The sequence below is a fragment of the Herbiconiux sp. SALV-R1 genome, from assembly GCF_013113715.1.
Taxonomy (GTDB): Bacteria; Actinomycetota; Actinomycetes; order Actinomycetales; family Microbacteriaceae; genus Herbiconiux.
The window spans coordinates 129,915-141,878 of sequence record NZ_CP053344.1 but is presented as its reverse complement, the minus strand read 5'-3'; the positions used below and the strand labels follow the sequence as shown (position 1 = coordinate 141,878).

The 11,964-nt window shown below is 72.3% G+C and carries 13 protein-coding genes; all 13 read right to left on the bottom strand.

The features are described 5' to 3' along the window. Positions 1-3: 3 nt before the first annotated feature. Positions 4-183: a hypothetical protein gene (locus HL652_RS00735; RefSeq protein WP_171703531.1), complete on the bottom strand. Its 180-nt coding sequence runs from the start codon at positions 181-183 to the stop codon at positions 4-6. Positions 184-230: 47 nt separating this feature from the next. Further along, complete coding sequence (locus HL652_RS00730) at positions 231-959, bottom strand: DUF1345 domain-containing protein (protein ID WP_171703530.1); 729 nt, start codon at positions 957-959, stop codon at positions 231-233. Between the two features lie 137 nt (positions 960-1,096). Next, positions 1,097-1,297 carry a hypothetical protein gene (locus tag HL652_RS00725; protein WP_171703396.1) on the bottom strand — a complete coding sequence of 67 codons (201 nt, stop codon included), beginning with the start codon at positions 1,295-1,297 and terminating at the stop codon, positions 1,097-1,099. 10 nt (positions 1,298-1,307) lie between these two features. Next, entirely contained in the window at positions 1,308-2,819 is a 1,512-nt protein-coding gene (lysS, locus tag HL652_RS00720; RefSeq protein WP_171703529.1) for a lysine--tRNA ligase, read from the bottom strand. Between the two features lie 53 nt (positions 2,820-2,872). Beyond that, the gene (panC, locus tag HL652_RS00715) at positions 2,873-3,808 is read right to left on the bottom strand and encodes a pantoate--beta-alanine ligase (RefSeq protein ID WP_371743534.1); all 936 of its coding nucleotides are present in this window, start codon (positions 3,806-3,808) and stop codon (positions 2,873-2,875) included. Between the two features lie 213 nt (positions 3,809-4,021). Continuing rightward, entirely contained in the window at positions 4,022-4,726 is a 705-nt protein-coding gene (locus HL652_RS00710; protein ID WP_171703528.1) for a Rossmann-like and DUF2520 domain-containing protein, read from the bottom strand. Further along, complete coding sequence (locus HL652_RS00705; RefSeq protein ID WP_171703527.1) at positions 4,723-6,402, bottom strand: PH domain-containing protein; 1,680 nt, start codon at positions 6,400-6,402, stop codon at positions 4,723-4,725. The genes HL652_RS00710 and HL652_RS00705 overlap by 4 nt, the downstream gene beginning before the upstream one ends. Beyond that, positions 6,399-6,878, bottom strand: a complete 480-nt coding sequence (locus HL652_RS00700) for a PH domain-containing protein (protein WP_171703526.1) — start codon at positions 6,876-6,878, stop codon at positions 6,399-6,401. Before HL652_RS00700 ends, HL652_RS00705 begins: the two co-directional genes overlap by 4 nt. Further along, on the bottom strand, positions 6,871-7,335 hold the full coding sequence (locus HL652_RS00695; RefSeq protein WP_171703525.1) for a DUF3180 domain-containing protein: 465 nt from the start codon (positions 7,333-7,335) through the stop codon (positions 6,871-6,873). Before HL652_RS00695 ends, HL652_RS00700 begins: the two co-directional genes overlap by 8 nt. Beyond that, on the bottom strand, positions 7,332-8,249 hold the full coding sequence (gene folB, locus HL652_RS00690) for a dihydroneopterin aldolase (protein WP_171703524.1): 918 nt from the start codon (positions 8,247-8,249) through the stop codon (positions 7,332-7,334). The genes HL652_RS00695 and folB overlap by 4 nt, the downstream gene beginning before the upstream one ends. Next, positions 8,246-9,076, bottom strand: a complete 831-nt coding sequence (folP, locus tag HL652_RS00685) for a dihydropteroate synthase (protein ID WP_171707099.1) — start codon at positions 9,074-9,076, stop codon at positions 8,246-8,248. The genes folB and folP overlap by 4 nt, the downstream gene beginning before the upstream one ends. A 71-nt stretch (positions 9,077-9,147) precedes the next feature. Continuing rightward, complete coding sequence (folE, locus tag HL652_RS00680; RefSeq protein ID WP_171703523.1) at positions 9,148-9,807, bottom strand: GTP cyclohydrolase I; 660 nt, start codon at positions 9,805-9,807, stop codon at positions 9,148-9,150. Positions 9,808-9,815: 8 nt separating this feature from the next. After that, entirely contained in the window at positions 9,816-11,831 is a 2,016-nt protein-coding gene (gene ftsH, locus HL652_RS00675; protein WP_171703522.1) for an ATP-dependent zinc metalloprotease FtsH, read from the bottom strand. Between the last annotated feature and the right edge of the window lie 133 nt (positions 11,832-11,964).

Genomic DNA, 11,964 nt, shown 5'->3' with positions numbered 1-11,964 from the left:
CGGTTAGGAGGCCTGCGTCTTCTCCGGCAGCCCGAGTTTGCGGCGCTCCTCCGACTCGACCTTCGCCAGGGCGCGCCGCTCCGACTTGTCGGCCCGCACGACGGCGCGCATGATGAACCAGAACACCAGCCCGATCAGCACGGTCGGGGCCAGTGCGTACACGGCGGGCCAGAAGTCGTTCACGCCGTCAACGATACGGCATGAGTCTGGGAGGCCGGCGGGCGGTCCGCTCAGCTGACGCGGGCGATCAGCACGCTCACGAGCAGCGCCACGATCACCGTGTTGAAGGTGAAGGCGATGATGCTGTAGCTCATCACGATGCGACGCATCCCTCTCGTCGTGATGTCGACGTCGGAGCCGCCGAAGGTGGTGCCGATCTGGGCGGCGAGGTAGAGGTAGTCGGTGAACAGCGGGGTGCTCCCGCCCGGGAACTCCGCTCCCCCGTGCAACTCGTCGTGGCGCGCGATGTGCACCGCGAACGACACCATGGTCACCGCCCACGAACCCGCCACCGCGACGACGGCGCCCCAGGTGACGAGGGGCGACGACCCGAGCGAGGGGTTGAGCGCGAGGTAGACCACGGCGACGATGGCGAAGACGGAGCCGGCGACCGCCCAGGAGACCGCACCGGCGCCCATGGAGGCGGCGAGCATCCGCTGCCAGCCCTTCTCGGGCGGCGCCGTGCGGCGGAGTCTGCGGGCGAGCTCGTGCGAACCGACCCGACCGAACACGACGAGCGTGATGACGATGGCGCTCACGCAGTAGGCGCCCCAGAACATGAGCACGCCCGCCACGGTGAGTTCGAGCAGCGCGACTTCGAGCGTGACGATGGCGACGAACTGGAGGCCGAAGCCCACGACGACGGCCGGCACCATGGCGACGAGGCTGCGCGGCACGTCGTGCGCGAAGACGGGCACGCGGGAGTCGCGGGAGCGGGAGCTGACGCGGGCTGCGGTCATGCGCACGACCGTACCCGGATGCGGCGGTGGTCGCCCACCGTGCGCCCGCGCCGGCCGGGCGCGGGCGGCCGTCCGTGCCGATCGCGGGCGGCCGACCGCACCCGCGCCGCCTACGCGCCGCCTGCGGGCGGCTCGCGCTAGTGGGTGAGGATGCCCCAGACCCCTGAGCCGATGAGGTACAGCCCCACCCCGCCCACGATCACCCAGATCGCGATGCGCGAGTTCGACGGCCGGTTGGGGTTCTTGCCTTTCTCGGCCTCCTCGGCCTTCTTCTGCAGATTCTCCCGTTCGGTCTTGCCCGGCTCGAACGGGTCTTTGCTGCCGCCCAGAAAACTCACGCGCCGAACCTCACTTCACCAGGGGGAACAGGATGGTCTCGCGGATGCCGAGCCCGGTCAACGCCATGAGCAGCCTGTCGATGCCCATGCCCATGCCGCCCGACGGGGGCATGCCGAACTCGAGGGCGCGCAGGAACTCCTCGTCAAGGCGCATGGCCTCGTCGTCGCCGGCGGCCGCCTGCTTGGCCTGCTCGACGAAGCGCTCGCGCTGCACCACCGGGTCGACGAGCTCGGAGTAGCCGGTGGCCAGCTCGAAGCCGCGCACGTAGAGGTCCCACTTCTCGACCACGCCCGGGATGCTGCGGTGCGCCCGGGTGAGCGGGCTGGTCTCGACCGGGAAGTCGAGCACGAAGGTGGGGCGCACGAGGTCGCCCTTCACGAAGTGCTCCCAGAGCTCTTCGACGAGCTTGCCGTGGTTCGGCAGGTGCACCTCGACGCCCTCGCGGTCGGCGAGAGCCTGCAGTTCGGCGACGCTCGTCTCGGGCGTGATGTCGACACCGGATGCTGCGGAGAGCGAGTCGTACATGCTGATGCGGTCCCACTCGCCGCCGAGGTCGTACTCGGTGCCGTCGGCCCAGGTCACCACGTGCGAGCCCGCGACCGCGAGGGCTGCGTTCTGCACGAGGGTCTGCGTGAGCTCGGCGATGGAGGTGTAGTCGCCGTAGGCCTCGTAGGCCTCGAGCATGGCGAACTCGGGGCTGTGGGTGGAGTCGGCGCCCTCGTTGCGGAAGTTGCGGTTGATCTCGAACACCCTGTCGATGCCGCCCACGACGGCGCGCTTGAGGAACAGCTCGGGCGCGATGCGCAGGTACAGCTCGGTGTCGAAGGCGTTCGAGTGGGTGACGAAGGGGCGGGCCGCGGCTCCGCCGTGGATGGTCTGCAGCATCGGCGTCTCGACCTCGAGGAAGTCGCGACCGGTGAAGGTGGAGCGCAGCGACGCCATGGCGAGCGCGCGCGTGCGCACCATGGTGCGGGCCTGCTCGCGCACGATGAGATCGAGGTAGCGGTTGCGCATCCGCGTCTCTTCCGAGAGCTCGGAGTGCAGGTTCGGCAAGGGGAGGATGGCCTTCGCGGCGATCTTCCACTCCGCCACCATGACGCTCAGCTCGCCGCGGCGCGAGGAGATGACCTCGCCCGAGACGAAGAGGTGGTCGCCGAGGTCGACGAGCTCCTTGAAGCGGGCGAGCGACTCCTCGCCCACGTTCGCCAGCGACACCATCGCCTGGATGCGCGACCCGTCACCCGACTGCAGCGACACGAAGCACAGCTTGCCCGTGTTGCGGAGGTGCACCACGCGGCCGGCGAGCCCGACCGTCTCGCCCGACACCTCGTCGGCCTGCAGGTGACCCCACGCCGCGCGCACCGCGGGAATGGTCGTGGTCACCGGCACCGACACCGGGTACGCCTCCGCACCCGACTCGTTCAGTCGCTCCCGCTTCGCCAGCCGCACCGCCTTCTGCTCGGAGATCTCCTCCTCGGAGGGCTCGTCGGCAACGGTCGAAGGCGCGGATGCGTCGGTCATTCTGGGCAGGTCTCCTCGTGTCCCGTCCACTTTAGCCGGGCTGGCTGTGCACTTCAGGCGAGGTAGATGGCGCGGTTGTCGATGAGGCGGGTGTCGCCGACGGTGGCGGCGATGATGACGCGGGCGCGGCCGCGGTAGTCGTCGTCGACGGGGAGGAAGGTGTCGGGGTGCACGACGGCGAGGTAGTCGAGGTCGACGAGGTTCTCGCCCATGGCGGCGGCCTGGGCGGCGGCGAGCACGGCGTCGATGCCGCGGTCGGAGGCCGACTCGGCGGCCTCGAGCACGTGCGGCAGGGTGACGGCGGCACGGCGCTCACGCGCGTCGAGGAAGCGGTTGCGGCTGGACAGCGCGAGTTCGTCGTCGTCGCGCACCGTCTCGACCTCGTGCAGCTCGACGGGCATGTCGAGGTCGGCGATCATGCGCCGCACCAGGAACACCTGCTGAGCATCCTTCTCGCCGAACAGCACCACGTCGGGCCCGACGACGTTGAGCAGCTTGGCCACCACGGTGAGCATGCCGTCGAAGTGCCCGGGGCGGCTGCGCCCCTCGAAGAGCGTGCCGACGCGGCCCGCGGTGACCCGGGTCGCCACGTCGCCGCGGGGGTAGAGGTCGTCGACGCCGGGGGCGAACACGATGTCGGCGCCGGGCTCGACACCCGCCAGCGCGGCGAGGTCGGCGTCGAGGTCACGCGGGTAGCGCTCGAGGTCGGCGGGGTCGTTGAACTGCAGCGGGTTCACGAAGACCGACACCACCACCACCTCGGCGAGCTCGGCCGCGCGCTCGACGAGCGCGAGGTGTCCGCGGTGCAGGGCGCCCATGGTGGGCACGAGGGCCACCCGGGCCTCGGAGCCCGCGGCGCCACCACGTCGCGCAACCGCCCGGGCGATCTCCTGCCGCACCTCGGCGACCGAGGTGGCGACGACGGGCGCTCCGCGCGGGGTGACGGGCGCGTCGTTCGTGGTGACGACGGCGCCGGATGCTTCTGCCACCGGGGGCTCCTTCGGTGCTGGTGCGTGCGCCGGCGAGCTGCCCGGCCGCTCCCCGATGCTACCCCGTCGCAGACCGCACCCCGCCGCCGCGCCGGCACAACCCGCCGGCTCAGACCCCGCGCCCCCGGCGCCCCCCGCGCCCCGCGCCCCCGTCGCGCCCCGCCCCGCTCGCCGCACAGCCGCGCCACCCCGCGCCCGGCGGAACCCGCCCGCTCAGACCCCCGCGCCCCCGCCGGCGCGCAGCAGCGCGTTCTCGACCGCCGAGCGCACGAGCGGTGCGAGCATCCGCCCCGGTGCCTCGACGCCGATACCCTCGAGCAGGCCCGCCGCCTGGTCGACGATCGCGGTCGAGAACGTGGTCGCCGTCTCGACGGCCTCGGCGTAGGCGGCCCGGTCGCCCTCGGCGACCACGACCGGCTCCCCGCCCATCTCGACCACCAGCGCCTGCGCGATCGGCAGCACGGGGGCGGGCGCCGTGACGGCGAAGTGCGTGCCCGCCAACCGCGCGACGTCGATGCTCGTTCCCGTGAACGCCATGGCCGGGTGCACGGCCAGCGGAATGACCCCGGCCGCCCGCGCCGGCGCGAACACCTCGGTGCCGTATTGGGCCGCGGTGTGCAGCACGAGCTGCCCCATCTGCCAGGTGCCCGTCTCGGCGAGCCCGGCGACGAGCGGCTCGAGCTGGTCTGACGGCACCGCGAGCACCACCAGCTCGCTGCGCTCGACCAGCTCGGGCACGGTGAGCACGGGCACCCCGGGCAGGATCGCCTCGGCGCGCTCCACGCTCTCCTGCGAGATGGCGGCGACGCCCACCAGCATGTGCCCGGCCCCGGCGAGCGCCGCCCCGAGCACGGGCCCCACGCGCCCCGCGCCCACGATGCCGACTCCCAGCCGGCCCGTGCGTTCCGACGGCCTCATCGTTCTCCCTCCGCCCAGCGGTGACTGCGATCGGATGCCGCGGCCGCGACGGCGGCAGCGGTCCAGTTCTCGAAAGCCTCGGTTCCGGTGCGGCGGTCGACGGCGGCCGCCGCGGCCCGCACCGGCCCCGACACGGTGTGCACGAGTACGGTGACCAGGTCGAGCATCCGTTCGACGGGCCCTTGAGAGACACGGATGCTCTGCACCCGAGCCCACGGCACCACCACGAGTTTGCGCCACACGAAGCCCGAGCGCAGCAGCACGGCATCGGGTGCGACGGCGAACCCGGTGCGGCGCCAGGAGAGCGGCCGCAGCGGCCAGGCCCGGCGGGGCGAGTCGGTGAACCCCTCCCCGGCCCGGGCCACCAGGCCGGAGAGCACCAGCTCGCGGGTGGTCTCGCCTGTGAGGCCGGGCAGGAGGAGGCCGAGCACCTTGCGCACGTCGTCGAGGGTGCCGACGGGCAGCATGGTGGTGGAGGTCTGAGCGCTGCCCTCGCCGGCGGCGCCCGCGCGGTTGATGCGGATCATCCACCACCCTGCCGGCCGCCAGAGCAATGGCTGGCTGACCTCGATGGCGTGGATGCGACCGGGCGGCACGGTGTCGTTGCTCGTCGAGAGCAGCCCGAAGCCCACGCGCACCCCGTCGGGCGTCGCGGCGATGCTGTAGCGCAGCGACTTGGTGAAGCGGTTGAAGTAGTAGCCGATGGCGGCCGCGAGGCCGGGGATGATGAGGATGGCGAAGAACTCGCGTCGCCCCTGCACCGACATGACGACGAGGAAGACGGCGACGGCGACGAGCGCGACGGTGAAGCCGCTGAGCAGGAGCGAGCCGATGAGCCGGCCGGGGCGGATGCGCACCACCGACTCCGGCGGCGCGGCGTCGGGGTCGAGCTCGGGGGCGAGGAACTCCCGCACCCGCTGATTGACGATGCCGGCGTCGGATGCGGCGGGCGGGAAGGAGGGGACCGGCGCGCCGGTCGCGGGCACGGCCGGCCCGGCGGGCATTTGGTCGTCGACACCGGGGACCTCGGGCGTGACCGACCCCGCTGCGTCAGCCGCAGCATCCGCCCCCGCCGGCGCCGCCACACCCTGGCTCCGCGCCTCGGCGCGCGCGCCCGACGCCAGCAGCAGCACGGCCCGGCGCAGCTCGTCGGCCCCGGCGCTGCCGAGGTAGGCGAGCTGCACCTTGGCGTCTTGACCCGCGACACTGATGTCGAGCTTCGCGGCGCCGAACAGGCGCGCGAAGACGGGCCGACTGATGGCCACGCCCTGGATGCGATCGAGCCGCGCCCGCCGGTGCGTGCGGAACAGGATGCCGCTGCGCACCTCCACGACCTCGTCGCCGACGCGGAAGGTGTGCATGCGCCAGGAGAGGTAGAAGCCCGCGATGCCCACGATGAGCCCGACCACGATGGCGAGCCCGACCCAGCCGAGCTGTCCGCGCTGGTAGGCGACCTCGAACGGGTCGCCGGGGAGCTCGGGCGCCCCGAACACCCAGTCGATGAGGCGCTCCCGGAAGTTCGCCAGCGCGAACCCGAGGATGGCGACCAGGATGATGCCCCCGCGCAGCAGCGGCGTGGCCGGGTGGAGACGGTGCCACTCCCCGTCGGCGAGCTCCGTCTGTGCACCCCGCCTCGGATGCGCGGCCGGGTCGCCGGGTGCGGTCGGCTCGGTCACAGGCCGGCCCGGCGGGACTCGGCGAGCGCCACGAGCTCGTCGCGCAGCGCCGTCGCCTCGGCGTCGACCAGGCCGGGGATCGACACGCCGGTCGCCGCGGCCGCCGTGACGAACTTCAGCTCGGCCAGGCCGAGCGCCCTGGCCACCGGCCCGCGGTTGATGTCGATGAGCTGCATGCGGCCGTAGGGCACCGCCACGACGCGGTGGAACATGATGCCGCGACGGAAGACGAGGTCGTCGGCCCGCAGCTGGTACCCGATCGACCGCACCCGGCGGGGTGCGAGCACCACGAGCAGCACCCCGACGACGGCCGCCACGGCCAGCGCGGGCCAGCCGAACCAGGTGCCCAGCACGATGAACGGCACCGTCACCCCGCAGAGCACCAGGGCGCCGATGATGCTCGAGACGAGTTCGACCCCGAGGTACTTCGGGCTCACCCGCCGCCACTCCCCGTCGACGGTGAGCCGTTCAGCCATGGTGGTGCTCCGCGTCCGGTTCGTCGGGGGGCAGGGTGCACAGGCGCTCCGCGACGAGCCCGGCGACGAGCAGCACCACCCCCGAGACGGCGACGGCGACCCCCGGCGCGAGCGAACCCACGTCGGCGACCACCGGTCGGGTGACGAGGAAGGCCACGACCCCCGCGCCGAACCCGGCAATGAGACCGCCGACCAGGCTCGACGCCTTGGCGAGCACCACGACCCGCATCGCGCGGAACGGGTTGATGCGCGCCGTCGACGTGCCCTTGATGGAACGGCGGATGGGGATGGCGAGCGCCAGCACGATGGCGGCCACGACGACGAGGGTGAGCGCGATGGTGAACGGCGGGATGAGCACGGGCTGACCGGCCGACGCCAGCAACACCTCGAGCACGAACCCGGCGGCCACCCCGACGGCCACGAAGACGACGACGGTCAGCGGATGCGTGTGCCTCACCTGGTCTCACCCACGTACGGCCGGAGGGTCGTCTCGGGGATGAGGTCGAGCAGCGCGTCGGCACGGCCGAGACCCGGGATGACCGCATCGGGGTCGACCTCGAGCCAGGGCACGAGCACGAAGTCGCGGATGCCGGCACGCGGGTGCGGCAGGGTGAGCCGCGGGGTGTCGATCTCGAGCGAGCCGTAGGAGACGATGTCGACGTCGAGCGTGCGATCGCCCCAGCGTTCGGCCCGCACCCGGCCGTGGGCGTGCTCGACGGCGTTCACCACGTCGAGGAGCGCCGTGGGCCCGAGGGTGGTGCTCACGATGCCCACGCCGTTGAGGTAGCCGGGCGCGTCGAAGTCGATGCCCTCGGGCTTCACGGCGACGGTCTCGTAGAGTCGCGAGACGGCGAGCACCTCGATGCCGGGCGTGGCGGCGAGCTCGGCGACCGCCGCCTTCACGGTGGCCTCACGGTCGCCCAGGTTGCTGCCGAAGGCGAGCACGGCCCGCACGGCCTCGGGCGATTCCGCACGCACGGCAGCGCGCTCTCGCACGATCGTGATGGAGACGTCGCCGAAGGGCACGGTGATGGGCGCATCCGGTTTGTGCACCACCACGCGCACCCGCTGCACGGGGCGATGGGCGAGCACGACGCCGGCGACGCGCTCGGCGAGGGTCTCGATGAGGTCGACCGGGTCGGCGGCCACGGCGGCGGCGATCTCGACGGCGAGCTCGCCGTAGTGCACCGTGGCCGAGAGGTCGTCGCCCGCCGCCGCGGCGGCGGTGTCGAGCCAGAGCTCGACGTCGACGACGAAGAGCTGACCGTTCTCGCGCTCGAAGTCGAACACGCCGTGGTGGGCGAAGACCTCGAGCCCGGTGAGGCTCAGGCGGTCGAGCTCGGGCCGGTGGTGCGGCTGCTCGGCTGTCATCGGGCGGCTCCGTTCTGCCAGGCTCCGGCCACGGCGAGGGCCGTGCGGGTGAGGGTGACGTCGTGCACGCGCACGGCCCAGACGCCGTCGCGGGCGGCCAGGCCGGCGACGACCGCCGACGAGAGGTCGCGGTCGGCGGGGTCGCGGCCGGGGTCGCCGGGTTCGCCGGCCGGTTCGCCGGGTTCGCCGGCCGGTTCGAGCTCCCCGAGGAAGCGTTTGCGCGACGCCCCGACGAGCACCGGGAGGCCGAGGGCGGTGAGCCTCGGCAGGTGCCCGAGCAGCGCCCAGTTGTGCTCGGCGTTCTTGGCGAAGCCGAGGCCGGGGTCGAGGATGAGCTGCTGAGGGTCGGCGCCCTTCACGATGAGCTGGGCGGCCCGCAGCTCGAGCTCGCCGAGCACCTCGCCCACCACGTCGCCGTAGCGGGCGTGCTGCACCATGACGTCGCTCGCGCCGCGCCAGTGCATCACCACGAAACGGATGCCCGAGTCGACGACGAGGTCGTCCATCTCGGGGTCGGCGAGGCCGCCGGAGACGTCGTTCACGATCGCGGCACCCGCGGCGATGGCGGCCTCCGCGGTGGAGGCGTTCATGGTGTCGACGCTCACCGTGATGTCGCGGGCGACGAGCTCGCGGATGACCGGGAGAACCCGACGCTGCTCTTCGGAGACGGCGACGCGCGTCGCACCGGGGCGGGTCGACTCGCCGCCGACGTCGATGATGTGTGCGCCGCGCCGCACCATGTCGACGGCGTGGGCGACCGCGGCGTCGCGGTCGAGGTAGCGGCAGCCGTCGCTGAAGGAGTCGGTGGTGACGTTGAGGATGCCCATGATGCGGGTCTGGCCCGGCGCAGAGCGGGGCTCCGCGGCAGCGGTGCGGGCCTCGCCCGCGGCGGTCGCGGTCACCGGCCGAGCCCCTGGGTCGCCCCCAGCAGCGCGGTCACCTCGGCCCGCGCCGACGGGTCGGCGAGGCTGCCGCGCGCCGAGAGGGTGACGGTGGTGCTGCCGGTCTGACGCGGGCCGCGCGCGGTGACGCAGCCGTGCCTCGCGTCGAGCACGACGAGCACGCCCCGCGCGTCGAGAGCGCGCTCGAGGGCGTCGGCGATGTCGTCGGTGAGCCGCTCCTGCAGCTGCAGGCGCGACGAGGCCGACTCGACGACGGCCACGATCGAGCCGAGCCCGGCGATGCGGCCGGAGGGGACGTAGGCCACGTGGGCGACGCCCTCGAACGGCAGCAGGTGGTGCTCGCACACGGAACGGAACGCGATGTCGCGGAGGAGCACCGGCTGCGCCGGGCGACCGAAGGCGTCGAGATCGTCGGCCGTCGTTCGTTCGTCGGCCCGCGCATCCGTCTCCGGCGCCGCGCCGGAGCTCACCGGCGAGGAGTCGAAGGTGGAACGCAGCGCCTCTGCCGGGTCGACGCCGACGCCCGCGAACAGTTCGGCGTAGAGCTCGGCGACGCGCCGCGGGGTCTGCTGCAGGCCCTCGCGGGCGGGATCGTCGCCGAGGGCAGCGAGGATCTCGCTGACCGCGGCCTCGATCCTGTCACGGTCGACCGACACGGCGAGCCTCAGGCGGTGGCGGGGCGCGGGTTGAAGCCCGGGCTGCGCTTGGGCTTCGTCTCGGGCTGCGGCTCCGGGTCGGATCCCACGCTGCCGTCGACGGCCGCACCGTCGATCGGCGCCTTCGACGGGAACTCCACCGGAGGCAGGCTCGACACGGGGCGCTTGTCGCTCGAGAGCCACTGCGGGCGCGGCGCGAGCTTCTTCACGCCGGCGAAGATCTCGGCCAGCTGGTCGTGGTCGAGCGTCTCCTTCTCGAGCAGGGCGGCGGCCAGCTTGTCGAGGATGTCGCGGTTCTCGTTGAGCACCTGCCAGGCCTCGTCGTGAGCGGCCTCGATGAGGCCGCGCACCTCGGCGTCGACCTGCTGCGCGAGGTTCTCGGAGTAGTCGCGCTCATGACCCATGTTGCGGCCGAGGAACATCTCGCCCGAGGCGCTGCCGAGCTTCACCGCGCCGAGCGAGGCCGTCATGCCGTACTCGGTCACCATCTTGCGGGCGGTGCCGGTGGCCTTCTCGATGTCGTTCGAGGCGCCGGTGGTGGGGTCGTGGAACACGACCTCCTCGGCGACCCGGCCGCCCATGGCGTAGGCGAGCTGGTCGAGCAGTTCGTTGCGGCTGACCGAGTAGCGGTCTTCGAGGGGCAGCACCATCGTGTAGCCGAGCGCGCGGCCGCGCGGAAGGATGGTGACCTTCGTGACGGGGTCGGTGTGGTTCATCGCCGCCGCCACCAGCGCGTGCCCGCCCTCGTGGTAGGCCGTCACCAGCTTCTCCTGGTCGCGCATGACGCGGGTGCGCCGCTGCGGGCCGGCGATGACGCGGTCGATCGCCTCGTCGAGGGCGCGGTTGTCGATGAGCTGGGCGTTGCTGCGCGCCGTGAGGAGCGCCGCCTCGTTGAGCACGTTTGCCAGGTCGGCACCCGTGAAGCCCGGGGTCTTGCGCGCCACCACGTCGAGGTCGACGCCGGCGGCGAGCGGCTTGCCCTTGCCGTGCACCTCGAGGATCTTGCGGCGACCGCCGAGGTCGGGTGCGTCGACGCCGATCTGCCGGTCGAAACGGCCGGGGCGAAGCAGCGCGGGGTCGAGGATGTCGGGGCGGTTGGTGGCCGCGATGAGGATGACGTTCGTCTTCACGTCGAAGCCGTCCATCTCGACCAGCAGCTGGTTGAGGGTCTGCTCGCGCTCGTCGTGGCCGCCACCCATGCCGGCCCCGCGGTGACGGCCGACGGCGTCGATCTCGTCGATGAAGATGATGGCGGGCGAGTTCTCCTTGGCCTGTGTGAACAGGTCGCGCACACGGCTCGCGCCGACACCCACGAACATCTCGACGAAGTCGGAACCCGAGATGGAGTAGAACGGCACGCCCGCCTCACCCGCGACGGCGCGCGCGAGCAGGGTCTTGCCGGTACCGGGAGGGCCGTACAGCAGCACGCCCTTCGGGATGCGCGCCCCCACGGCCAGGAACTTGGCGGGCTCCTTCAGGAAGTCCTTGATCTCCTCGAGCTCCTCGAGCGCCTCCTCGGCCCCGGCGACGTCGTCGAAGGTGACCTTCGGGGTCTCCTTCGTGACGAGCTTCGCCTTCGACTTGCCGAACTGCATGACGCGGTTGCCGCCGCCCTGCATGCCCGAGAGCATGAACCAGAAGAAAGCGGCGATGAGCAGGATCGGGAGGAAGAGGCCGAGCGCCGAGAGCAGCCAGTTGGTCTGCGGAACCTGGTCGTCGAAGCCGTCGGCGGGCTTCGCATCCGTCACCGCGGTCACGACCTCGTCGCCGCGCGGGGCGACGTAGTAGAACTGCACCTTCTGGCCGAACTCGTCGTCGGGGTTGGTGAGGGTCATGTCGACCCGCTGCTCACCGTCGATGATGGTGGCCTCGGAGACCTTGCCGCTCGAGAGGAGGCCGAGGCCCTCCTGCGTCGTGATCTGGCGGTAGCCCCCGCTCGTGATCAGGCTGAAACCGATCCACAGAGCGATCGCACCCAGGATGATGTACGGAATGGGAGATCGAAGGATGCGTTTCGCGTTCATGTCTCTTCATCGCTCGAGTGCCGCGAGGCTCGGCACGGTGCCTTTGTCAGTGCTGCAACAGTACCCGCCGGGCGCTGGACGCCGCCTCCATGTTCCCCGTGGGCGTAACGGGTGCCCGTGCGTCTCCGCGACG